21 protein-coding genes are annotated in these 21,870 nt (G+C 59.4%); 12 read left to right on the plus strand and 9 right to left on the minus strand.

Annotated features, from left to right (window positions below; translation table 11 throughout):
• The first annotated feature begins 202 nt into the window (after window positions 1-202).
• The 4 genes from HWX03_RS00170 (at window position 203) to HWX03_RS00185 (ending at window position 5,535) form a co-directional block, all read left to right on the plus strand.
• Entirely contained in the window at window positions 203-1,330 is a 1,128-nt protein-coding gene (locus HWX03_RS00170; protein WP_175869808.1) for an aminotransferase class V-fold PLP-dependent enzyme, read from the plus strand.
• A gap of 96 nt (window positions 1,331-1,426) precedes the next feature.
• Window positions 1,427-1,996, plus strand: coding sequence for a YdeI/OmpD-associated family protein (locus tag HWX03_RS00175; protein WP_175869809.1), 570 nt, complete (start codon window positions 1,427-1,429; stop codon window positions 1,994-1,996).
• 340 nt (window positions 1,997-2,336) lie between these two features.
• Window positions 2,337-3,434, plus strand: a complete 1,098-nt coding sequence (locus HWX03_RS00180) for a NucA/NucB deoxyribonuclease domain-containing protein (protein ID WP_244132544.1) — start codon at window positions 2,337-2,339, stop codon at window positions 3,432-3,434.
• Window positions 3,435-3,510: 76 nt separating this feature from the next.
• Window positions 3,511-5,535 (plus strand): SMI1/KNR4 family protein, encoded by a 2,025-nt coding sequence (locus HWX03_RS00185; RefSeq protein ID WP_175869810.1) that lies wholly within the window; start codon window positions 3,511-3,513, stop codon window positions 5,533-5,535.
• 112 nt (window positions 5,536-5,647) lie between these two features.
• Here the strand turns inward: HWX03_RS00185 and HWX03_RS00190 are convergent, their stop codons facing one another.
• Window positions 5,648-6,223 (minus strand): TetR/AcrR family transcriptional regulator, encoded by a 576-nt coding sequence (locus HWX03_RS00190; RefSeq protein WP_175869811.1) that lies wholly within the window; start codon window positions 6,221-6,223, stop codon window positions 5,648-5,650.
• 147 nt (window positions 6,224-6,370) lie between these two features.
• Between HWX03_RS00190 and HWX03_RS00195 the strand changes: the two genes are divergently transcribed.
• Window positions 6,371-7,063 carry a glutathione S-transferase gene (locus tag HWX03_RS00195; protein WP_175869812.1) on the plus strand — a complete coding sequence of 231 codons (693 nt, stop codon included), beginning with the start codon at window positions 6,371-6,373 and terminating at the stop codon, window positions 7,061-7,063.
• 57 nt (window positions 7,064-7,120) lie between these two features.
• Here the strand turns inward: HWX03_RS00195 and HWX03_RS00200 are convergent, their stop codons facing one another.
• Both HWX03_RS00200 and HWX03_RS00205 read right to left on the minus strand, forming a co-directional pair.
• The gene (locus HWX03_RS00200; RefSeq protein WP_175869813.1) at window positions 7,121-7,579 is read right to left on the minus strand and encodes a GNAT family N-acetyltransferase; all 459 of its coding nucleotides are present in this window, start codon (window positions 7,577-7,579) and stop codon (window positions 7,121-7,123) included.
• A 327-nt stretch (window positions 7,580-7,906) separates the two neighbouring features.
• A complete protein-coding gene (locus HWX03_RS00205; RefSeq protein ID WP_175869814.1) occupies window positions 7,907-8,611 on the minus strand; it encodes a Crp/Fnr family transcriptional regulator in 705 nt (234 codons plus the stop codon).
• A 205-nt stretch (window positions 8,612-8,816) separates the two neighbouring features.
• Here HWX03_RS00205 and HWX03_RS00210 point away from each other — a divergent pair, with 205 nt between their 5' ends.
• The 3 genes from HWX03_RS00210 (at window position 8,817) to HWX03_RS00220 (ending at window position 10,993) form a co-directional block, all read left to right on the plus strand.
• Complete coding sequence (locus HWX03_RS00210; RefSeq protein WP_175869815.1) at window positions 8,817-9,707, plus strand: hypothetical protein; 891 nt, start codon at window positions 8,817-8,819, stop codon at window positions 9,705-9,707.
• A gap of 234 nt (window positions 9,708-9,941) precedes the next feature.
• Window positions 9,942-10,316, plus strand: coding sequence for a VOC family protein (locus tag HWX03_RS00215; protein ID WP_175869816.1), 375 nt, complete (start codon window positions 9,942-9,944; stop codon window positions 10,314-10,316).
• Window positions 10,316-10,993 carry a hypothetical protein gene (locus HWX03_RS00220; protein ID WP_175869817.1) on the plus strand — a complete coding sequence of 226 codons (678 nt, stop codon included), beginning with the start codon at window positions 10,316-10,318 and terminating at the stop codon, window positions 10,991-10,993. Before HWX03_RS00215 ends, HWX03_RS00220 begins: the two co-directional genes overlap by 1 nt.
• 4 nt (window positions 10,994-10,997) lie before the next feature.
• On the opposite strand, the gene HWX03_RS00225 is transcribed toward HWX03_RS00220, so the two are convergent.
• A complete protein-coding gene (locus HWX03_RS00225) occupies window positions 10,998-11,969 on the minus strand; it encodes a LysR substrate-binding domain-containing protein (RefSeq protein ID WP_174387290.1) in 972 nt (323 codons plus the stop codon).
• Window positions 11,970-12,103: 134 nt separating this feature from the next.
• Here HWX03_RS00225 and HWX03_RS00230 point away from each other — a divergent pair, with 134 nt between their 5' ends.
• On the plus strand, window positions 12,104-14,404 hold the full coding sequence (locus HWX03_RS00230) for an NADP-dependent malic enzyme (protein WP_175869818.1): 2,301 nt from the start codon (window positions 12,104-12,106) through the stop codon (window positions 14,402-14,404).
• A gap of 197 nt (window positions 14,405-14,601) precedes the next feature.
• Here the strand turns inward: HWX03_RS00230 and HWX03_RS00235 are convergent, their stop codons facing one another.
• The 5 genes from HWX03_RS00235 to HWX03_RS00255 all read right to left on the minus strand — a co-directional run bounded on the left by HWX03_RS00235 (window position 14,602) and on the right by HWX03_RS00255 (window position 18,639).
• Window positions 14,602-15,726, minus strand: a complete 1,125-nt coding sequence (locus HWX03_RS00235; RefSeq protein WP_175869819.1) for a hypothetical protein — start codon at window positions 15,724-15,726, stop codon at window positions 14,602-14,604.
• Entirely contained in the window at window positions 15,723-16,229 is a 507-nt protein-coding gene (locus HWX03_RS00240) for a DUF4365 domain-containing protein (RefSeq protein WP_175869820.1), read from the minus strand. The genes HWX03_RS00235 and HWX03_RS00240 overlap by 4 nt, the downstream gene beginning before the upstream one ends.
• Before the next feature lie 350 nt (window positions 16,230-16,579).
• Window positions 16,580-17,284, minus strand: coding sequence for a hypothetical protein (locus HWX03_RS00245; protein ID WP_175869821.1), 705 nt, complete (start codon window positions 17,282-17,284; stop codon window positions 16,580-16,582).
• Between the two features lie 15 nt (window positions 17,285-17,299).
• Window positions 17,300-17,761 (minus strand): hypothetical protein, encoded by a 462-nt coding sequence (locus tag HWX03_RS00250; RefSeq protein WP_175869822.1) that lies wholly within the window; start codon window positions 17,759-17,761, stop codon window positions 17,300-17,302.
• The gene (locus HWX03_RS00255) at window positions 17,758-18,639 is read right to left on the minus strand and encodes a ParA family protein (RefSeq protein ID WP_175869823.1); all 882 of its coding nucleotides are present in this window, start codon (window positions 18,637-18,639) and stop codon (window positions 17,758-17,760) included. The genes HWX03_RS00250 and HWX03_RS00255 overlap by 4 nt, the downstream gene beginning before the upstream one ends.
• Window positions 18,640-19,760: 1,121 nt before the next feature.
• Between HWX03_RS00255 and HWX03_RS00260 the strand changes: the two genes are divergently transcribed.
• The 3 genes from HWX03_RS00260 (at window position 19,761) to HWX03_RS00270 (ending at window position 21,846) form a co-directional block, all read left to right on the plus strand.
• Window positions 19,761-20,960 carry a PLP-dependent aminotransferase family protein gene (locus HWX03_RS00260; RefSeq protein ID WP_175869824.1) on the plus strand — a complete coding sequence of 400 codons (1,200 nt, stop codon included), beginning with the start codon at window positions 19,761-19,763 and terminating at the stop codon, window positions 20,958-20,960.
• Window positions 20,961-20,972: 12 nt separating this feature from the next.
• Window positions 20,973-21,164: a hypothetical protein gene (locus tag HWX03_RS00265; RefSeq protein ID WP_175869825.1), complete on the plus strand. Its 192-nt coding sequence runs from the start codon at window positions 20,973-20,975 to the stop codon at window positions 21,162-21,164.
• 94 nt (window positions 21,165-21,258) lie between these two features.
• A complete protein-coding gene (locus HWX03_RS00270; protein WP_175869826.1) occupies window positions 21,259-21,846 on the plus strand; it encodes a pyridoxamine 5'-phosphate oxidase family protein in 588 nt (195 codons plus the stop codon).
• The last annotated feature ends 24 nt before the right edge of the window (window positions 21,847-21,870 follow it).

Raw genomic sequence — 21,870 nt, forward strand, 5'->3', positions numbered from 1 at the left:
CGAACAGGGCGATGTGCGCGGCACGGCCGGCGTCGACGAATACCGAGCCCGGCAGCAGACAAAATATGCGCCAACCGGCCGGCGGCGTTCGCTAGAATCTGCTTTCGTCGAGGAAATGACGCATTTGCATGGTGCAGAGCAGTATCGAATCGAAGACGCTGCTTGTCCTGATTCCATCGTTCATCTTTCACCGGAGGCGAGCATGCCAGGTTTACTTCCCGATGTTGACCGCGAGGGGCTCCTCGAATATTCGGTGGTGTACACCGATCGCTCGGTCAACCATATGTCGCAGCGCTTCCAGGGCGTCATGCGCGACATCTCCGCCACGCTGAAAAAAGTCTACAACGCGAAGTCGGTCGCGATCGTCCCGGGCAGCGGGACGTTCGGCATGGAAGCCGTGGCGCGACAGTTCGCGACGAACAAGAAGTGCCTCGTGATCCGCAACGGCTGGTTCAGCTTCCGCTGGTCGCAGATTTTCGACATGGGCAGCATTCCGTCCGAAACGACGGTGCTGAAGGCGCGCCCGGTCGAAGCGGGCAGGCAGGCCGCCTACGCGCCGGCGCCGATCGACGAAGTAGTCGCCGCGATCCAGAAAAACAAGCCCGATCTCGTGTTTGCGCCGCACGTCGAAACCGCGTCCGGGATCATGCTGCCGGATGCATACCTGCGGGCGGTGGCCGATGCCGTGCATGCGGTCGGCGGTATGTTCGTGCTGGATTGCATCGCGTCCGGCACCGTGTGGGTCGACATGCAGGCGAGCGGCGTCGATATCCTGATCAGCGCGCCGCAAAAGGGCTGGAGTGCATCGCCGTGTTGCGCGATGGTCATGTTGAGCCCGCTCGCGCGCGAGCGCATCGATTCGACGACCAGCACCAGCTTCGCGTGCGATCTGCGCAAGTGGCTGCAGATCATGGAAGCGTACGAGGGCGGCGGGTTCGCGTATCACGCGACGATGCCCACCGACAGCCTCACGACGCTGCGCGACGTGATGAAGGAAACCGACGCGTACGGGTTCGACAAGGTGAAGGCGGAACAGCTCGAACTCGGCGAGCGCATTCGTGCGCTGCTGACGGAGAAGGGGTTCAGGAGCGTGGCCGCGAAGGGGTTCGAGGCGCCGGGTGTCGTGGTCAGTTATACGGACGATGACGGTATTCGCACCGGGAAGAAGTTCGCCGATGTCGGTTTGCAGATCGCGGCGGGTGTGCCGTTGCAATGCGACGAGCCGGAGGATTTCAAGACGTTCCGGCTCGGGTTGTTCGGTCTCGACAAACTGCATGATGTCGATGGCGCGGTGAAGCGGTTCGCCGATGCGTTGAACCGGATTCTTTGAGGCGGTTGTGCGGAATGGAGTGCTCCGGTGGTCGCCGCTCGTTCGTTGAGTGGCGACTTCTGAGTCGTTGAAAACGCAACCATTCGGGATCGTGACATGACCGAAGGCGCTCTAACGTTTGCCAGTCAGACTGAATGGGAGAGCTGGTTGGGGCAGAACGGCGGCACGTCGACCGGAGCATGGCTGCGGCTCGCGAAAAGAGGCGCGGGGCAGCGAACCGTCAGCTATGAAGAGGCGGTGGAAAGCGCCCTCTGCCACGGCTGGATCGATGGCCAAAAGAAGGCCGAGAGCGAGCAATACTGGTTACAACGCTTTACCCCGCGTTCGGCGAAAAGCATCTGGTCCAAACTCAACAAGGACAAGGCCGAAGCGCTGATCGCCGCAGGCAGAATGTGCCCGGCGGGCATGGGCGAAATCGAGAAGGCAAGGAAGGACGGCCGCTGGGAGGCAGCTTATACGTCGGCCAGCAACTCGACCGTGCCGGATGACCTGCAGGCGGCTCTGGACGCCAATCCAAAAGCCGCGAAGTTTTTTGCAACGCTGAACAGCCGTAATCGCTATGCGATCCTGTTTCGGATACAGAACGCGAAGAAGCCGGAAACACGGGCGCGCAAAATCGCGGAATTCATCGACATGCTGAAGCGGGGCGAGACTTTTCATCCGTAGGGCTGTGCTGCCGGCGGCATGCCGGAAGAACCGCTCGTGACCGGGAACAGCTGAACGCGGACAGCTACCGCACCCAGTGACGAAGGCGTTCAATTTTTCGGCGCGCCGAGATCAGTTGCGTCGTAGTGACGGAATTGGCTTCATTGGCACGGTGTGGCCAATTCAGGTTGTGCGATTTTATGAGTGACTTTATTTATAAAAATAAAACGATCGAGATATAGTTGATCGTTGATTTACATCTACCTGACGAAGTTGACAGTTGCATTTCATTTAAATGTTAATTTAAATTGATTTGCAGATAAATCGGTAATTTCGATTAATGAAATAATCAGGAGGGGATGTGATTCATCGAATGCTGTTTGCCGGCGCGATTGTGCTTACAACGGCGATGCCTGCCCATGCGGAAAGCGCCACGGACGTTTCTCCCATCTGCACGACAGTCCGGACCGAACCAACCCGGGACTCGCTATTGAGCCGAAGCAGTTATTGCCAGAAAACGGTCCCGCTCGAATATGTCGCGAAGGACGATCAAAACAATGAAATCGGGCGAGTGGCTATCGACGCCTACGCGTATTCCGACAATCCATCGAATCAGCTCGCATGGCCATTGAAGTTCCGATTTCGCACACGCATCATTTCCGGCAATCCGGGCGGCCTGATGATCAAGCCCGTCGTCGAATGCGGTTCGGATTGCACGGTTGCACCCAATGCCGGTGTACCGCTTGCCCTCGGTGGACTGTCCAACGAGATATCGGTGATGGTCACGCCGAACATGGGATCCAGTAACCCGCTCAGGTTCAGTCCGACCCTCGAGTATCGGGTCGCGAAGTCGGGAGACTCGTTCGAGAACGGGGCAAGCGTGAGTCCGTACGCGGGTGTGGGTTATATTCCCGACATTCGATGCGACGTCGCGCTCGTCAAGAGCAACTCGCAAGGATGCGTCTACGCGGACGCACCGGCGGTTCTCCGTACCATCGTCGCCACGAATCCCGACGTCGACGAATCGGCAATCCATATTCGCGAGGCGCAGGCGGCCGGGCGCCCCGGCAAGTTCGTGCCGAAGGGTGACGGCACGATTTTTCCTGATACCTGGGAGTCCAGGCCGCTGACACGCACGCGCGACGCAACGCTTCGGCGGGACAATCGGGATGCATCCAAGAAGCAATGCGTCGCGAAATACGGCTCGGTTAACGGCCAGTGCACGTTCACCGGTGATCCGGACGAAACGCCGACCGATTGCGATTGCGACGAGTATCCGTTTGCGTCGACCGAGCAGGGTGCATCAAGTGACCCGGAAGTATCGGTCAAACGTATCGATGCCAGCGATAATCGACGCGCGGGCGCTTTTCTCGGCAATTTCTATTTGAACCAGCGCGTGCTCGACCAAGAGAAATTCTACGTCGATGTCGGGTCTCAGCAGCCTGCGGCAAAACGTTGAGCCGCTGGGGAGGAAAACCGTACCGTTGCCGCGGTTCGTGCGTATCTTCGGACCGCGGCATGAAAACATTCACCACATGAGCGATCACCAGAACGTCCCTTCCTGGCTTAACCAGCCCTATGAACGCTGTCGCCGCGTCGTGCCGGGCGCGATGCAATCCGAGACAGTGCCGATCGAGGATGCGCTGGCGCGCGTGACAGCGGCCGATGTTTTCGCAACGGAGAATGTCCCGCCCGTTCCGCTCGCTGCGGTCGAAGGCTATGCATTGCGCGCATCCGATACCGTACATGCGACGCATCGTGCACCGGTCGAGCTCGATTTCGAGTTCAGTCGGCGCGCACTGGCTTCGCCAGCGGGCAGTCCGGCGGCTCGCGCAATCGGCGCGCAGTGTGCGGTCGATGTCCCTCCGTATTTCCCGCTGCCGGAAAACGCCGACACCGTCGTCCCGAAAGGCGATCTTGAAATTACGCATCGCGGCGCTCGGTCTTTCCTGCTGCTGCACGCGCCGGTATCCGCCGGCCAATACGTGGTCGCTTCCGGCAGCGAGTATCGACAAGGCAGCCTGCTCCTGCCCAAGGGCAGCCGGATAACGACCGAATGGCAGATCGCGCTGACAGCGGCTGGCGTCCGCGACATCGAGGTGACGAAACGGCCACGCATCGGCGTGGTGATCGTCGGGTATGAGCAGTGCGCTCCCGGCGTCGCTCGCGAGCGGTGGCAGCGGCCCGACACGAGCGGACCGTATATCCGTGCGGTGCTGCAGCGCTGGGGATACACGGTGTCGTCGGTCGAGTACATCGAGCCTCCGGACATGACACTGCCGTCGCTCGAAGTGCAACAGAACGAGTACGCATTCAAGAAGAAGCTCGCCGAGCTCGCGCAACGTTACGACCTGATCGTCGGAGCCGGATTGCCTGCCACGCCGCCCTTCCGGGACATCGGACTGAATGCGCAACGGGTCTATTCGCAAGACGACGCGACCGTCGAGATCAAACAAACGCCGGCCGATCGTTTCAACTTCGGACGCAGCGACGATCGCTCGCCGCCGAAGAAAACCACGCTTCTGTTCAGGCGGCCCGACGGTACGCAGAGCGGGATGACGGTCCTGACCAGCTACGATCAGGCCACGCTGATCAATCTGCCGGGCCACACGAGCGCAGTGGCGATGCTGATGCACGCGATCATGCCGCGTGTGCTCGATTTGCTCGAGCACGCTGCAACACCGGGGCCGCATTGGGAAACCGGGATCGTCGATCACAGTGTCGAGCGCGATGCTAGGCTGAACGCGATGCGATGGGGCAATCTGCATCGTGGCGTCGATGGCAACCTGGTCATCCGCCTGCTGCCATCCGAAGGCGACGGGTTGATCGGCGGCGTCGTTCGTGCCGATGTGCTCGTCGCGATCCCGGCTGCGGAATATCCGATGGCGGCAGGTTCGCCCGTGCTGTTCCTGCGTCTCGATCGCGACCTTTCCAGCGAGCCGCCGCGCCAGGTGGCGCCGACATCTGCCGAGGCAGCCTCACAATCGCCGCCGGCCGTCGAAACCCGCACGACAACCGTCGATATCGACGACGCACGCGCCATCGACCTTCGCGAAACATGGCAACGGCTCGACGCAGCATTCGCCGCCGATGCGTCGCGCTTGCCTGGCGGACTCAACGGACCCGCGTCCGACGACGACATCGCTGCCTTGCAGGTCGCGCTGGGTACGACGCCGCCTGACGCACTCGTCGACAGTCTGCGCATTCACGATGGACAGGCGGCGTTGGGCGATGCGTTTTCTGGAAGCGATGCGCTGCTGAGCGCCCGCGAGATCCTCGCGCAATGGCGCATCTGGAAAGGTCTCGTGGACGCCGGCGATTTTGACGGCATGACATCGGAACCGGATCCCGGCATCGCCGACGACTGGTACAACCTGAAGTGGATTCCGTTTACGCATGACGGAAGCGGTAATCACTTGTGTATCGACCTCGATCCCGCTGAAGGCGGTGTCGCAGGCCAGGTGATTCGTGTCTGGCATGACGATGCGCGGCGCGAGCGTATCGCGGGGAGTTTCCAGGCGTGGCTTGCCGGCATCGCCTCGGCGCGACGATCAAGCTGAGCACTCGTCGAGCATGCAGTGCAGTGGGTTTCTGACGGGGTGGGTCGCGCGGTTGAACATCGCGCGTTCGCGAAGGTTCGACGTCGTTTGAAGCTGCGTCACCGTTGCACTGCTACGCCGGCAAAAGCCCCGCTTTCCGATAATTGTCGATCAGCGCGTCATAGAGCGAGAGATCGGCGCGACTCCGCGCGATGAGCTGAGCGCCGGCGATGGCGGCGAAGATTGCCCGCGCCCGCTGTTTGCTCTCCCGAGCGCTGACCACCGCCGCTGCGGACAGAACCTTGCTGAGCCACGCCACGTTTACGTCGGCGAAGGCCAGGACTTCTTTCATCACGACTTCCGGCAGATCGTCGGTTTCGGCGGCCATGAAGCTGCACAGGCACAGACGGTTGCCGGTCTCGAGCGCCTTGCGGAAGGTGTCCGGATAGCGACGCAGGCAGTCCAGCGGATCGCGCGATCCGGCCAGCATGTCGTCCAGCGCCACCGCGGAATCCTCCCAATAACGCCTCGCTACCGCGGCGCCGAGATCGGCCTTGCTGTCGAAGTGGTGGTAGATGCTCGCGGCCTTGATGCCCACCTCGTTGGCGAGATCCCGATAATTCAACCCGCCGTAGCCGTGCGTCTGCGCGAGCCTCGTGGCGGCTGCCAGGATTTTCTCTCTCGAGTTCGAACTCGCGTCGTTCGTCACCGCTTCAGCCTCCGCGCGCAGGAAATGGATGTTGACACCCCGGATTGTACCTTATATGGTTAAACTAACAAACGTTAGGTAGATTCGTGCGGCGACGTATTTTTACGTCGTCCGATCCAGTGCAACCGACTACGGAGCGCCCCTGCAATGACTTCCAGTAACGCCGATTTCGACACAGCCCGACTGCCCATGATGAAGATCCACGATTTCCCGACAGGGCCCTATCCGACACGCGTGCGCATTGCGCTGGCCGAAAAGGGGCTGCAATCGCGCGTCCAGTTCGTGATGGTCGATCTTTACAAGGGCGAGCATAAAAAGCCCGAGTTCCTCGCCGGCAAGAATTACTCGGGTACGTTGCCGGTGCTGGAGCTCGATGATGGAACCTGTATCGCCGAGTGCACGGCCATTACCGAGTACCTCGACGCGCTCGATGGCGTACCTACGCTCACCGGCAGCACGCCGCGCGAAAAGGGCATCATCCACATGATGAGCAAGCGCGCCGAGCTGGAGTTGCTCGACGCGATCAGCGTTTATTTCCATCACGGCACGCCGGGGCTGGGCCCGGACGTCGAGACGTATCAAAACCCGGAGTGGGGGTTTCGTCAACGCGACAAGGCGCTGAGGGGCATGCGCTACTTCGATTCCGTTCTGCAACGGCAACCGTATGTTGCGGGCGAGACGTTCTCGATGGCCGACATCACCGTCATCGGTGGTCTGATCTTTGCGATGCTCGTGAAGCTGCCGGTGCCTGAGGAATGCGAAGCGCTTCGAGCCTGGTACGCGAGAATGCTGGAGCGTGAGAGCGTCAGGAACCAGCCGGTGTTTGCGATGCTGAGCTGAGCTGGCCCTGCGTCGGTCGATAACGGGGCGGATGGGACGAGCGAACGGATGGCTGCGCTATCGCGTCAAGCGATACAAAACATCGGGACAACCCTCCTGGTTTCTGCTTCCGTCGCTATACGCAATGGCAACGAACCCGTGCTGCTCGTAAAACGCAGCAGCATCGTGGTTCATTTGGAACGTATGGAGCTGGAGCGTACCGTCCGTTTGCGACTTCACCGACTCCAGCAGGGCAGTGCCGATCCCTCGCCGTTTGAATTCGGGGCACACGTACAACTGCTCGAGCCATGTCACGCCGTCAGTAACAGCGTGTGCGGCCATGCCGATGATGAGGCCATCGTTCACGGCAACGGTAACGTTGCCCGACGGAACAAGCATGTTGGCAACCCAATCGCGGACGGCCGCTTCGGCGTGCGCGAGTGGCGCATAGGATGCCAGCGTGTCGCGCGACCGAAGATAGACGTCGGCCACCGCCGCAGCATCGGCCATAGTCGCGCGACGCAAGATCAGGGGCATGGTTCGGCCACTCCGAAGTCATCAAGGAATGCTCGACGATAGCAGCATGGCATCGAACTTCCAAGGTCGCGCGGAATGCTGCTGAAGGGGGCTGAAATCGGCAAGTCCGCGCGATATATCGAGTTTGCAGCACGGACAATTGGCGCAACTTCCGGCCAGTTTCTGCCGCCCTCGGCCATGAAGAGACGCTCGGTATCGATCCGCAAGCGACTGGTATGAGATATCTGACGGACGCTCTGGCCGAGCAAGCCCTGGCGCGCTTTCGTCGTTCACGGTCCGCGGTAACGCACTGAGACCCGCCCAGTCCGGGCATCCGGACTGGGCGCTTCAACGACCTGGATCTTCGACACTGGCAGCATGCAGGCGATCAAAATCGAGAATAACGATCTCCCCGAATCTCAGCGCGACGATACCCTGACTCTCGAGGTTCCTGAGCAACTGGTTTGTCGTCTGCCGTGTCAGCGAAACCATTGAAGCCAAGGTGTCTTGCGAAAGCTTGATGCTACTCCGTTCGGCATCGATTCCGCCGTAGCCGCCAGCGATCAGCAATAAGCGACTTGCCAGTCGCTGAGCGGCGGGCAACAGTATCATGGCTTCGTTGTTCTCGAAGGAGATCCGGATTTTTTGCGCCATCAACACGCCAAAATTCCGCCAGTAAGCAGGGTGAGCTTCAAGCAGGCTTTCCAACGCGGGGCCCGGTACGTGAAGCACGAGAGTCTTACTGATTGCTGACGCATCGTGCGGGCGGGGCAACCCGTCGAACATCGAGATTTCGCCGATCCAGGCGGTCGGCCCAAGTACCGCGAGCAGCGCCTCTTTTCCATCCGCTCCGACTGTGCCGAGCGACAATGCACCGTCGAGAACCGCGTAAAGGCCGAACGACTGTTCGCCGCGCCGGTAAAGCTGTTGCCCCTTCTTTAATCGGAGCAGGTCAGCGTGCGCGACGAGATAGTCCTGAAGCTCGACCGGCAAGTTCTTGAACCACGGTGTTACCGCAAGTTGTGGCCTGTAGCGTTGTACATCGGGATTCATCTGGCGCCAATCTGTCGGGTAGCTGATAGATATTAGCCGGTTTTGACGACATGATTGGGGCTCATGTCTGACGGCACCGGGAGATCATCGCGGGCGTCGGCCCTGTTCGAGCGGCAAGAGTGGCACGTGGCGGCAATGGCAAAATGCCAGCGCCTGAAGCGCCATGCGAGCCGAACAAATGACTTCCTTTACAAGGTGCGCAGTCGTGGAACATAAACATATTTCCGGTCTTGTCGATGTCATCAAGGTGGATCGGCCTGCCGACATCCTTCAAATCGCACGTGACGGCACGCTTGACCGCGCGTTTGGATCCGGCAAGCCATTGCTCAACAGTCTGTTGGTCCGACGCATACTCAAGGTGCTGTCTCACAAAGGCCGTCGATTCCCGACGATGAGTGCGAGAAAGGCTCCTGGACGCGAGACTCAACAGGACGCGTTATGGCAGAAACTTAATGCTGTCGCACCGGATATCCGTGCGGCCCCCGCCGACCTGGAGCCATTGGCAGTGTGGGTCCGCGACACGAACACCGGCGTTGCAGTCGGGCCGCTCGTGCAGCAGGTCATAGGCCGTTTATTCAACCCCACCTTTGAAGCTGGCGAGGCCACGTGGGCCGCCGCGCAAGTGATTGCTGCGTCGCTTGCGCCGGGGAATGCGCTGCGTAAGCTGACCTGGCAAGTGACCGGCAAGGTGACGCGCGCCAAGGCATTACTCGCTTCGATGGTCGGTGGAGACCTTGCAGGCGTCCACGCGGTCAGCGTAGCAATACATAATGTCGTAAAAGGCCTGGATCAAATGCGTGTTCTTTACCTCGACGCCTCGATGCGGCAGACACTCACGCCCGAGATGACCAGCCGTCGCTGTCTGTTCGCCCCGGGCGTGGTCCTTCGTCAAGCGACATCGAGTGGAACGGTAGGTGGCTGCCCCTACGCTGCGGGTACGCTTCTGTTGTTGGAGCTGGAGAAGGCTCGGCAGGCAAGCGGTGACGAATCGATGATTTTTCTTGCCGACACGTGGAGTCGCTGCCCGGCCGAGCAATGGGTGCCGGCGATGCTGGAAGGCGTATGGAGGCGAGCCACAAGCGCTCACGGACAATAGGCGCCGCATCGTTTGCACCGTAGCCGGTGTGTACACGTTGAACAAGCACATCGGCAGCCGAGACATTCTCGTGGCCATCCGGCCGTTGGTCTTCGTGAAGAACAAGGTCTACGATGCGAGCGCCCGCTCAGGGTCGTTTTGAGCCGGTAACGGACCACCACCGCATGTGGCAACATTGCGGTCATCGCTACATCACATCAGCGCGCTGACTGATGCATCCTTCGGAGGGAACTCATGTTCGACCACGTCAAATTCGGCGTCAGCGACTACGCCGCCAGCAAGGCGTTTTTCCTCAAGGCACTTGAACCGCTGGGTGCCGAAATTGTCGGGGAAGGCGAGCCGTCGTACGGGATCGAGATCGGACTGCCCAGCAAGTCTTCGCTGTGTTTGTTCCCGACCGACGAGAAGCTGGCGCCTCTCCACATCGCGTTCGCGGCCGACACGCGGCAGCAAGTCGATGCGTTCCATCGTGCGGCGCTGGAGGCCGGAGCGAAAGACAATGGCGCACCGGGGCTGCGGCTGCATTATCACGCGAACTACTACGCGGCGTTCGTCATTGGGCCGGATGGACACAATATCGAGGTGGTGTGTCATCGGGCGGAGGGGTAATGCGCTGGATCGGTAAAACGCTCGCGGCGATCGCAAGCATTGCGTTCGTCGGCATCGCCTGCGTTCAAGCAGCGCCCCGCGAAACTGCATTCCCGCGCTTCACCCAGACGGAAGGCAAGCTCGACAGCGACGGGCTTCCGCTGTCCGGCGTGAAGCTCTGCGTGCTTCCCGACCGTGCGCCGTGCTTCGAGATGCCGCCGGCGCCGCTTCCCCATTCTTCGAAAGAGTGGTACCAGTTCGGTCTGAATCCACGGTCCGAGCGGTTGCCGATTGCGTCGGGTGGCTCGTGGGTGTTCTTCTCCGGGATGTTCTCGGGTGGCGGCAGCGGGATGCTGGAGCGTGTGGCCGTGCTGCGGGTCGGCGCGAACGGCAAGATCGAGAACCTGATGCCGAAAGTCACCCAGACGGAAATGGCCGACCGCGCGATGTGGAACTTGCCGGAGGTGTCGCCGTATCCGCTGTTTGTCCGGGCGGACGCTGAGTGGCAAGAGGGCGAAGTTCATTTCGACAAGCACTTCTTCGAAGTCGACGCATGGGTGTTCGATCCCGCCGCCAATCAATACGCGAAGCGCTTTGCTTACCGCACGAGCAAACGCTACGACAGAGGCGAGGGCGGGGACCACGTGCTGAGCGCCGAACGTCCGGAGATTCTGCGCCGCCTCGCCGCCGGCAAGTAGCGCCTTATCGCTGCGCGTCCCCGTAAGTCTCCTTGCACACCTCGCGTAGCGCGTCGACGAGCAGATCGCGCGCGGGCGACTGCGAATCGGCGGAGCGCGTGAACAGCGCAATCGGCGGCAACGTCCACACCAGCGAATAAGGCACGATCGCCACGCCGGCGATCCGCACCAGTTCTTCCGCGATATCGGCCGGCACGATCGACACGGCCTCGTCGCTCGACGCGATCATTTCGCCGATCAGCTTCGACGAGTAGCTTTCGACGATCGGCACGGGCGGTGCGATGCCGGCCGACAGGAACAGGTCGGTCACCTGTTCGCGCATCGGCGTATGCGGCGCGCCGAGAATCCAGTCGAGCGCGTGCAACTTGTGCCAGTCCAGCGGCGTGCGGGCGAGCTTGGCGGCAAGACGCCGGCTCGCGATCATGCGTGGCTGCTGCTGGTACAGCACTTCAAACGAAACCTGCCCCAGATCGATCGCCGACGACGCGCGCCCGATCACGATGTCGACGCTGTGATCCCGGAGTTGCAGCAGCAACTGGTCGCTGGTGCCTTCGTGAATCGTCACGGTCAGGCGCCGCTCCATGCGCGCTTGCAGCCGCTTCAGCGCGGCCGACAGCATCTGGCCGGAGATGAACGGAATCACGCCGATGTGCAGATGGGCCGCATGCCCGGCGGCGACGGCCTCCATCTCGCGGGCGAGGTGGTCCAGATCCTTGATCATCGCCTTCGCCCGTTCGAGCACGACCGCGCCGAGCGCGGTGGGCCGCATGCCGCGCGACGAGCGCTCGAACAGCGGCGTGCCGAACATGCTCTCCAGCTCGGACAGCGCGTTCGTCACGGCCGGCTGGCTGCTCGCCATGTGCTCGGCGACACGCGTCAGCGACCCGTGCTGCTGGATCTGCAGCAACAGCACCAGATGCCGGATCTTCAGACGCGCGCCGAGCCGCCTGACCACGTCGTTTGCATCGAAATTCATTGACTGGTCATGCATTAATCAGGAAAAAGTGATGGACCGATATTAAAACAGAATCATCACGTTATGGTGGATCCCTAGAATCCCCTTCATGGATCGCGCCGGGACTGGCCTGGCGCCCACGCCGGGACCCAAACATGAAACAAACAGAGACACAGCAGCAGGCCGCGTTCGACTATCACGAGTTTCCGACCCCCGGGAAAATCTCGGTCGTGGCGAGCAAGCCGCTGGTGACCCAGCGCGATCTGGCGCTGGCCTATACGCCCGGCGTGGCGAGCGTGTGCGAGTCGATCGCCGCCGATCCGCTGCAGGCGCACCGCTTCACGAGCCGCGGCAACCTCGTGGGCGTGATCACGAACGGCACCGCGGTGCTCGGCCTCGGCAACATCGGCCCGCTCGCGTCGAAGCCGGTGATGGAGGGCAAGGCCGTCCTGTTCAAGAAGTTCGCCGGGATCGACGTGTTCGATATCGAGATCAACGAGACCGACCCGGACAAGCTGGTCGACATCATTGCCGGCCTCGAACCCACGTTCGGCGGCATCAACCTCGAGGACATCAAGGCGCCGGAATGCTTCACCGTCGAGCAGAAGCTGCGCGAACGCATGAAGATTCCCGTCTTCCACGACGATCAGCACGGCACGGCCATTACCGTTTCCGCCGCGTTCATCAACGGGCTGAAGGTCGTCGGGAAGTCCATCAAGGAGGTGAAGGTCGTGACGTCGGGCGCCGGTGCGGCCGCGCTGGCGTGCCTGGACCTGCTGGTCGACCTCGGGCTGCCGGTGGAAAACGTCTGGGTGACCGATATCGAAGGCGTCGTCTATCGCGGCCGTACCACGCTGATGGACCCGGCCAAGTCGCGTTTCGCGCAGGAAACCGATGCGCGCAAGCTCGCCGAAGTGATCGGCGGCGCGGATGTGTTCCTGGGGCTGTCGGTCGGCGGCATCCTTACGGCGGAAATGCTGAAGGAAATGGCGGCGCGTCCGCTGATTCTCGCGCTGGCCAACCCGACGCCGGAAATTTTCCCGGAACTGGCGCACGAGACGCGCGACGATGTCGTGATCGCGACGGGCCGCTCGGACTACCCGAACCAGGTCAACAACGTGCTGTGCTTCCCGTACATTTTCCGGGGCGCGCTGGACGTGGGCGCGACGACGATCACGCGTGAGATGGAGATCGCCGCGGTGCACGCGATCGCGGGGCTGGCCGAGGAAGAGCAGAACGAAGTCGTCGCGGCGGCCTACGGTGCGTACGACGTGTCGTTCGGCGCGCAATACCTGATTCCGAAGCCGTTCGACCCGCGCCTGATCGTGCGGATCGCGCCGGCCGTGGCGAAGGCGGCGATGGAAGGCGGCGTGGCGACGCGCCCGCTCGCGAATCTCGATGCGTACGTCGAGCAGTTGCAGCAATTCGTCTATCACTCGGGCGCATTCATGAAGCCGCTGTTCGCAACCGCGCGCCAGCTCGTGCGTGACGGCGGCAAGGCGCGGATCGTGTTCACCGAAGGCGAGGACGAGCGTGTGCTGCGTGCGGTGCAGGTGATCGTCGACGAGAAGCTTGCGCGGCCGATTCTGGTCGGGCGTCCGGAGGTGCTGCTTGCGCGCATCGAGCGGTTCGGCCTGCGTTTGCGACTTGGTCAGGACGTCGAAGTGACCAATCCGGAATATGACGAGCGTTTCCCGCAGTACTGGACGAAGTATTGGGAACTGCGCTGCCGCGACGGTATTTCGAAGGAAATGGCGCGCGTGGAAATGCGCCGCCGCCTGACGCTGATCGGCGCGATGATGGTACAGCTCGGCGACGCGGACGGGATGATTTGCGGGACGGTGGGCGAGTATCACAATCACCTGCGGTTCGTGGACGAAGTGATCGGCAAGAAGCCCGGTGCGTCGACCTACGCGGCGATGAACATCCTGTTGCTCGATCAGCGGACGGTCGCGCTGGTGGATACGCACGTGAACGACAACCCGGATGCGGAGCAGATCGCGGAATTCACGATCGCGGCGGCACGGCAGATGGAATGGCTCAACTTGACGCCGAAAGTCGCGCTGCTGTCGCGGTCGAATTTCGGGTCGGGGAGTGCGGCTTCAGGCGTGAAGATGCGCCGGGCGCTGGAGATCGTGCGGGAACAGGCGCCGGATATCGAGGCGGACGGCGAGATGCATGGCGACTGTGCGCTCGATGAAGGGCTGCGGGCGAAGCTGCTGCCGATGTCGCCGTTGAAGGGGGCGGCGAATTTGCTGGTTTGTCCGAATGTCGACGCCGGTAACATCGCGTACAACCTGCTCAAGACCGAGGCGGGGAGTAACGTGGCGGTGGGGCCTTTCCTGTTGGGCGTGAATGCTCCCGTGAACATTCTTACTTCCAGCGCGACCGTGCGGCGGATCGTGAATATGGCTGCTTTGACTGTGATTGAAGCGAATCGGGGTGTGGCAGGCTGATTGATTGGTTGTTGCGGGGCGGCCGAGGCCGCCTCTCGTTCGTCGGCACCGGGTCAGAAAGTGATCGTTCGTTTCATATGGAGTATTTTCGGATTGAATACCGGGATCCAAATCGCGCGGTATTCCGGTATGAACACTCAATGGCGGAAAAGCAGGTGCTGAATGAGGTTCACAGGTGCACGCATATTGGTGCTGACCTAGAGAAGGTCCCAGATTTCGATGACGCCAAAGTTCTTCGGGTTCAACAACTGAGCAGATTTGCTCTTGATGTGTACGTCACCATCAACGCGAACCATCTTTGAGTTATCGTGAGCCACGACGGCCTGATGATAATCGTCGCCCGCTAGTTCTACTTGCACCTTTCGTTCGACGTCACCAACGGTTGAGTCGATAGTGACCGTGCCCGACGTTTCGTCCTTCGGTCTGCTCAGCTTTGTGATATATCCAGTCAGTCTGCGATTGGAAAGGACGTAGTCGCCCTTGTAGTAGCTCGTTGCTTTTTCCAACACTTCAACGTGCTTGTCATCGAAAACAAACTTTGCCGGCCTAGATTCGAACAGTGGGCTTGGCGCCGCCGTCACTGTGACCTCAAAAGTCCGGTTGCGCTTTTCACCGCTAAAGCCGAGCAGCGCGTCGCACATGTTGGAACTTACACCTGCGAGAATAGCCGCATCAAATGAGCCCAGATCACCATTCTCTTCGTAGGTGACAGTCGCATTTTCTAGAGCGCTGAGGCTGGTGACGAGGTTCGATGTGATTGCTTGTGCGAGTGGCATCGTTGCAGTCATCTCTGGTCCAACGGCACCCGCCTCTACTGGAGCGATAACGTTGACGACGTAGCTGCCAACCTCAGTTTGTCCAAGCAACAGTGTCTCAAGGTATTCCTTTGCCTCTTTTGGAGCACCTCGGGTGAATTGCTTTCGCTTCGCATATAGTGACTGTGCTGCCGCAGACAAAAGGTCCTTAGCCTTGGCGATCAGGAGGACGCCGTCGTTGATCGGGATTGTTCCATCGTTTGTATCGTCATGTACTACGCGAATAGTGATGACGTTTGCGAGCAGGCGTCTGACTTCGCTTAAGACGTCAGAAATCGCGCGTCCCTCAAAGGACGCTATCGATGCGAGGGCGTCGCCCATTCGCTGCCAATAGTCCTTGATGTACGCGAGCGGCAGGATGACCTCGGCGTCTTCATTGTCCTGTCGGTGCCAGATTGTTGCTACGTTGCGAATTTTCCCGTCTTCGAACCACTGCTTGTGTTCCAGGTATGCCCTCAGCTGATCAGTGGACACCTGAAGGTCGCGGCGGCGATCAGAGTTAGTCATAGCCACTCCCCATCGCTAGCACGGTCCATCATCGCCTTTAGAGTGCCAGTCGTCAGCCGCTGATGCAACGGGATTGAGACAGTCACCGTGTTCGTATTGTCGGTTGGCTCGTAGTCACGCAGCGATAGCCAGTAGCAGTTTTTGTGAAGCTCGATATGTTCATCGTTGTGCCCGATCCAGTGTTCAACGTCTTCGGGTACAAGGAGCACCGCAAGATAGCGTGGGGAGGCGAAGTCTGCGCCTCGGAGGTCGTCGTAATTCTTGCGAGGGAGCGGGAACCTGATCACTTCGCCGTCTAGATCCACAAGGTTCTGAGAAGTGCACTTGAGCTGAAACTCGATTTGAGGACTGCGGACGAGGTGTCCATGGTATCCCTTGCTTTTGAAAGCAACATCAATACTGTCGTCGTCAACGGATGAAGAGGTGCGATTCAGCCCTGCGTGTGCGGCGAGAGCGCACACATAGGCATAGTTGAACTCCTCTTTCTGCTTCTGCGGGTCCATACGTCCGCTGCCACTCCCCTTGGTCGCGTCGTGCTACACATCGGAATCGTGTGCATTAGTCTTTCGAAGAAACATACGGTACCACGGTTGCCGCACTATGTGAGGACGTATGTGCCCTGAGAGTGCTCGCTGGCGGGCGTGGGTGATCTAATTGCGGGAGGACTTATGAAAGTCTTGACCTTTATCTCGCGACTCGACACGTGCTTTTAAGAGTTTCGGGTCGTGGATAGGAATGCCGTGTAGTTCGTTAGGGCCACCGTGTCGATAGGGAGGTATTTGGTGCGTCAATCAGATTGCTTGATTTGGATGACTTGTGTTTTGTGATCGAGGGGTTTTGAAATGAAAAAGGATCAGTGCCTATCTAATTTCATCATCGTCTTATGTTCTCCGGACATACCAGTCACGAGTAGCTTTTTTGCTGTGGGGGAGAAGTCATCCCAATGTTCCGTCCCGATAGTTAGCAGAAAAAGGTCATGTACTATTTTCTCTGCATCGCAAAATTTTTCTAAAAATGACTTTAATGTCGCTGGGCTTGGCTTCGTCTCAGCAAGGGTCGCGTGTTCGATCCAAATGCCGGGGACCTGACCATGAACAATTGCTGATATTGAGCTGTACCATTTTTCGATGCGAGTTAATAATCCAAATTTTTCTTGCAAATCCCGAAAGCTCGGAGTGTGAATCTTATGATATGCCAAAATCTCTGATTTTGAAATGTGGTAGCTGTCTTCGCGTATCAGGGATGAGAGCTCTGCGTGGTGTGATCGAAAATACGTATAGTAAAGGGCATTTTCGACAATGCTACGTATGGAACTTGCGGCTGCCTTGTAGATTGCTAGGCTGGCCGTCGCGACAGCATGATGTGCAGATATTTGCATTGCTCGCACAAAGGTAAGTGCTGGATTTCCGCGGTCGACATTCTCAAGTTGCTTTGACCAAATTGCTAAGCGATAGCAGGCATTATCTATTTGCTTGATGGTGGCGTCGTTTGTCAAGAATGCGGATACGTTTCCATTCCAGTCAACCGATTTTAGCGCGTCTGAGAGCTCCTTGGTCAATTTTCATATCTCCATTTATCGTTGTTCGATGCCTTTTAGATACATGTCGGGTTCTATCTTTTCGCTTAGGTTATTTAATAGTGAGCTGATTTTTGCGCTGCTAGAATTCTCGAATGCGCGGAGTAGAATTTCTTTTGCCGAGAGGCGATTTAGTGTTGCGGCCGAAGCGTTAAGAGGCGTTTGCTTCTGAATTATTGAGATGAGCTCCTTTTTTGAGAGTCCGCGCCGATTTACTGCTTCCAGGGCTGATATAAGCCAGCTGGGATCTTTCGGCGCCGTCGCCGATGTTTTATGTGGAGAGGTCGTTCCAATAATATCTAGGTGATCTTTTAGTAGGCGGCCGAGATCATATGAAAAATCCTGATCTCTGGTGATATTTTCGGAGATCAAATACAGATCTCGAGAGGATAATCCGGATGCAAGTAATGCGCCAATCATGCGTCTCATGATTTCTTGGCGATTGGCTTCATTTTTCATTTTATTACCTCAACTCGAGACAGGAATTCTTTTGTTACGCTGTAGAGATTGTGCCATGCTTGTGAGCTGTATGGTTTCTTGTTACTCCAGACGAATCCATTTCCGCCATCTAGTTCATTGAATGCTCCGTAGCGTTTTGGTGTATTATTCAGGCAGTATTCAGAATATTTTTTGTCTGACCTTATTTGCTGCTCTTCGTTTGAAATCCCTGTTCTGCCTGTTAAATTGAAGAGGATGTGAGGTTTTGGTCCGTTTGCTCCTTGCTTTTTGGCTTCGATAAAAGTCATCATTAATCCGATCCCGCGAACTGCGTAACGTTGCGGTACCACTGGAATCAAGACGTGGTCTGAGTTTCTGAGTGATGTTTTTGTGAAAACCGATCCGGCTGGATGGCAATCTATAATTATAAGATCATACTCTTTTCGGCACTCTGATATAAATTTTGAGAATCGTTCTTCTATGGGTTTGATGCTGCTATTGGCTTGACCTAATGCAACATACATTAGGTCAAGGGTTGATGGAACTAGGTCCAGCTTTGACCCATTCTGAAATGTGAGAACTCTGGTTCTTACATCTTCAAGTTTTGGTGGGGTTTCGTTCCCTGGTACCTGTAAATGATACGGGTTTAGGTTGATGTCATCGTCAACAAGGACTGATAGGATTGTTTTATTTTTCTGCTCTAATTCGAAGTAGGTTTTTGGGAAAAGCAGGGCTTGGGATAAATTGAATTGAGGATCGTAGTCTATCAGTAATACTTTGCGCGGCTTTGTTTCGGGATTGCCAAAACGCACAGCTGCGGCTGTTGCCCCGAGATGCATTGAGGCGGTCGTCTTGCCTACGCCACCTTTCATGTTCATTACTGTCACGACTACACCCATGTCTTCCCCCGGTTTTCGTAATTTTTTACTGATCTAGCGACAGATGCATCGTATACGGCCCGAGCAAGAAGTGTCTAGTTTGATGTATTTGGCGACGATGGAGCGCCGCCTTTGCGATATTCCTATACCCTTCGGCCGCCGGCCCCGTAAATTTCCATTTCTGAGATGCGGTGCGACTACACTCGTCATGAAGCCACGCTTCTCACCGTCGGTAGTTGAACCCAGGCCCCTCCGCACCGATGGCCGAAAAGCTTCTTGCCCAACAAGACACTGCGAAAGGGAGAAGGAAGGGGAAACCCGAGGCAACAAAGAAGCGCGGACCGCATGGGCGGCAACCCATACGGCCTCTGACCACCACCAACTCATACGAGGAGTTGAGAATGGCTGAGGCCAATAGTAAGTCACGTCGCAGGAAGAACAAACCGGTCAACATGAAAGAGACGTTTGAGCTGGTCCTGCGCAACTACCTGGATCCTCCCAAGCGTGGCTGGCCGTAACTGCCCTGGATCAAGACAATCGATATCAATTTCAAGATCTTCGGATTCAAGCCGGGCGAGCGCGTGTACTTCAGAGTCAGCCACGTCGACCGCTCGATCACGATCACGCCGGGCTATAGGCAGTTGGCGTTGCGGGAGCAGCCGTACCACTCGATCTTGACCGGGGACCGTCGCCGCTATAACGCCTGCTAGGGCTGTTTGATACGGCTCTAGTGAGTGGAATGCAGGCGTTTACAGAAAGTGGCTGACCGCTAGGGCGATACCTCCCCGGCCGTTGGCCGAATGCCGCGACTCAGACCTATAGCGACCTTCAACAACTGTCACTGCCGCAAGGCCCGTGAGGCCGAGCCTCATCCGGCGAAACAACCACCCGAACAAACGCCCGAACAAACGCCCGTTCGACAAACCGCCCCCGAACCCCGCATCCCCCACGCACCGCCAACACCCGCCCCAACCGCAACGTAATGACCAAACCGCAAGACCTAGTGCATAGATATCGTTTGCCGAGCTCTTAATGACTATCGACAATCGTGGCTCGAATTCACCGCCGCGGCGCCAGAAGCGCCTTGGCGGCCGGCACTCGACGGCTATCCCGGCCGTCCGCGCCCACCCGCTCACGACGACATGTACGCGTTCACGCCCTCATTCCAAAATCCTGCCGGCTCGCCGATCCGCGAGTTGTTCAAGTACCTGTCCGAACCGGGCATGATTTCCTTCGCGGGTGGTTATCCGGCCAGCGACCTGTTCGACGTCGACGGCCTGAATGCGGCCGCCGAACGCGCGTACGCGCAGCCCGTCCGCTGCCTGCAATACGGCCCGACCGACGGCCTCGCCGAACTGAAGCAGCAACTGATCGCGCTGATGGCGCGTCGCGGCGTCGCGTGCACGCCGGCCGAACTGCTCGTCACGACCGGTTCGCAGCAAGGTCTCGACCTGCTGCTGCGCGTGATGGTGTCGCCCGGCGACGTCGTGCTGACCGAACAACCGGCGTACCCGGCCACGCTGCAGGCGATGCGTTTGCAACAGGCGCGCATCGTGACGATCCCCGTCGATGGCGAAGGGCTCGACGTCGATCGTCTCGGCGAACAACTCGCGTCCGGCGCGATCGCGCAGCCGAAGCTGCTCTACACGGTCCCGACTTTCGCGAACCCGACGGGCGCGACGCTCACGCGTGAACGCCGGCTGAAGCTGCTGCGTCTCGCGGTGCAATACCGTTTCCTGATCGTCGAGGACGATCCGTACGGCGACCTGCGTTTCGCGGGCGAAGCCGTGCCGTCGATACTCGCGCTGGCCGGCGAAGTGGACGGTGCACGCGACTGGCTCGTGCATTTCGCGAGCCTGTCGAAGATCGTCGCGCCGGGGTTGCGCGTGGGCTGGACGATCGCGCCGGCCGAAATCGCGCGGCGCTGCGTGATCGCGAAGCAGACGGTCGATCTGTGCAGCGCGCCGTGGACGCAGGCCACCGCTGCCGAATATCTGGCGGACGGTGCGCTCGAACGCCATCTGCCGCGCATCACGGCCGCGTACCGGCGCAAATGCGACGCGATGTGCGACGCACTGCGCGACGGGTTCGGCGATGCAATCGAATTCCATCGTCCCGAAGGCGGGATGTTCGTGTGGGCGCGAATCGGCGCGGTGCCGTCGGACGTGCTGCTGCAACAGGCGATCGCCAACAAGATCGTGTTCGTGCCCGGCAAGGCGTTCTTCGCGGACAACGTCGACGCAGCGTCGCTGCGCCTGTCGTTCGCCGCGCCGGACGTCGATGCGATCCGGGAAGGCGTCGCGCGCCTCGTGCGCGCGTATGGGGCGGCGCGGGCCGCGTGAGGAGACATCGACATGACGATCACCGTCAACGAAATGGCATCGATGGGCGCAGCGTCGAGCGCCGGCGACAAGCGGCCGGCGAAGCATCGCTCGTCGCAGATCAGCGCCGGGCCGCAGTATGTGGCCGACGTGCTCGGTCGCTTCGGCGCGGAGCCGGCGACCGATGCCGACGATGCGGCGCCGGTCGTGCTCGGCTACAACTGAGCGGCGCACGGGCGGCGGCGCATCGCATGCGAGCCGTCGCCGACACAAACGGTTAAGCTTGCTCGATCGAAACACCGACGATCGCCGCCGCCTCATGTCCGACTCGACCTCCGAATCGCTCGCGCAAACCTACGACCGCCTGTGGTCCGGCCTCGAATCCGGCGTCAGCGTGCAGCGCTCGCCGTTCACGATGTTGCAGGCGGCGACGCTCGGCCTCGATGGCGCGCCGAAGGTTCGGACGATCGTGTTGCGCCAGGTGAATCGCACCGAGCGCGTGCTGTCGTTTCATACCGATGCACGTTCGGCGAAGGTTGCGGAGTTGCGTCGCGATCCGCGTATCTCGATCGTCGCCAACGATCTCGACGCGCTCGTGCAGATTCGCGCGGAAGGCGTTGCGTCGATCTGCGAAGACGAAGCGCAACGGCGGGCGATCTGGGCATCGAGCCGTCCGCATACGCTGCTGCTGTATCGCGCGCCGTTGCCGCCCGGCACGCCGGTCGCGTCGCCTGAAGCCGCGCATATCGACAGCGCTGCACCCCCCGCCGACGGCTACGAAAACTTCTGCCTGATCCGCATGACGGTCGCGCGCATCGACTGGCTCGAACTCGCGCGCGCCGGCCATCGTCGAGCGGTATTCGATCTGACCGAAAGCGGCTACGAAGCCCGCTGGATCGCGCCCTGACGCTGGCCAAGCGCGCTCACGCCA

Source organism: Burkholderia sp. BCC0397, from assembly GCF_902832865.1.
Lineage (GTDB): Bacteria > Pseudomonadota > Gammaproteobacteria > Burkholderiales > Burkholderiaceae > Burkholderia.

What these genes read in the sequence shown, in the direction of transcription:
- HWX03_RS00200 (WP_175869813.1), bottom strand. Translation starts at nt 7,579, where the DNA reads ATGCCCCTGATCTTGCGTCGCGCGACTATGGCCGATGCTGCGGCGGTG.
- HWX03_RS00265 (WP_175869825.1), top strand. Translation starts at nt 20,973, where the DNA reads ATGACGATCACCGTCAACGAAATGGCATCGATGGGCGCAGCGTCGAGC.
- HWX03_RS00175 (WP_175869809.1), top strand. Translation starts at nt 1,427, where the DNA reads ATGACCGAAGGCGCTCTAACGTTTGCCAGTCAGACTGAATGGGAGAGC.
- HWX03_RS00240 (WP_175869820.1), bottom strand. Translation starts at nt 16,229, where the DNA reads ATGGACCCGCAGAAGCAGAAAGAGGAGTTCAACTATGCCTATGTGTGC.
- HWX03_RS00195 (WP_175869812.1), top strand. Translation starts at nt 6,371, where the DNA reads ATGACTTCCAGTAACGCCGATTTCGACACAGCCCGACTGCCCATGATG.
- HWX03_RS00220 (WP_175869817.1), top strand. Translation starts at nt 10,316, where the DNA reads ATGCGCTGGATCGGTAAAACGCTCGCGGCGATCGCAAGCATTGCGTTC.
- HWX03_RS00205 (WP_175869814.1), bottom strand. Translation starts at nt 8,611, where the DNA reads ATGAATCCCGATGTACAACGCTACAGGCCACAACTTGCGGTAACACCG.
- HWX03_RS00170 (WP_175869808.1), top strand. Translation starts at nt 203, where the DNA reads ATGCCAGGTTTACTTCCCGATGTTGACCGCGAGGGGCTCCTCGAATAT.
- HWX03_RS00235 (WP_175869819.1), bottom strand. Translation starts at nt 15,726, where the DNA reads ATGACTAACTCTGATCGCCGCCGCGACCTTCAGGTGTCCACTGATCAG.
- HWX03_RS00185 (WP_175869810.1), top strand. Translation starts at nt 3,511, where the DNA reads ATGAGCGATCACCAGAACGTCCCTTCCTGGCTTAACCAGCCCTATGAA.
- HWX03_RS00225 (WP_174387290.1), bottom strand. Translation starts at nt 11,969, where the DNA reads ATGAATTTCGATGCAAACGACGTGGTCAGGCGGCTCGGCGCGCGTCTG.
- HWX03_RS00215 (WP_175869816.1), top strand. Translation starts at nt 9,942, where the DNA reads ATGTTCGACCACGTCAAATTCGGCGTCAGCGACTACGCCGCCAGCAAG.
- HWX03_RS00230 (WP_175869818.1), top strand. Translation starts at nt 12,104, where the DNA reads ATGAAACAAACAGAGACACAGCAGCAGGCCGCGTTCGACTATCACGAG.
- HWX03_RS00255 (WP_175869823.1), bottom strand. Translation starts at nt 18,639, where the DNA reads ATGGGTGTAGTCGTGACAGTAATGAACATGAAAGGTGGCGTAGGCAAG.
- HWX03_RS00250 (WP_175869822.1), bottom strand. Translation starts at nt 17,761, where the DNA reads ATGAAAAATGAAGCCAATCGCCAAGAAATCATGAGACGCATGATTGGC.
- HWX03_RS00260 (WP_175869824.1), top strand. Translation starts at nt 19,761, where the DNA reads ATGTACGCGTTCACGCCCTCATTCCAAAATCCTGCCGGCTCGCCGATC.
- HWX03_RS00270 (WP_175869826.1), top strand. Translation starts at nt 21,259, where the DNA reads ATGTCCGACTCGACCTCCGAATCGCTCGCGCAAACCTACGACCGCCTG.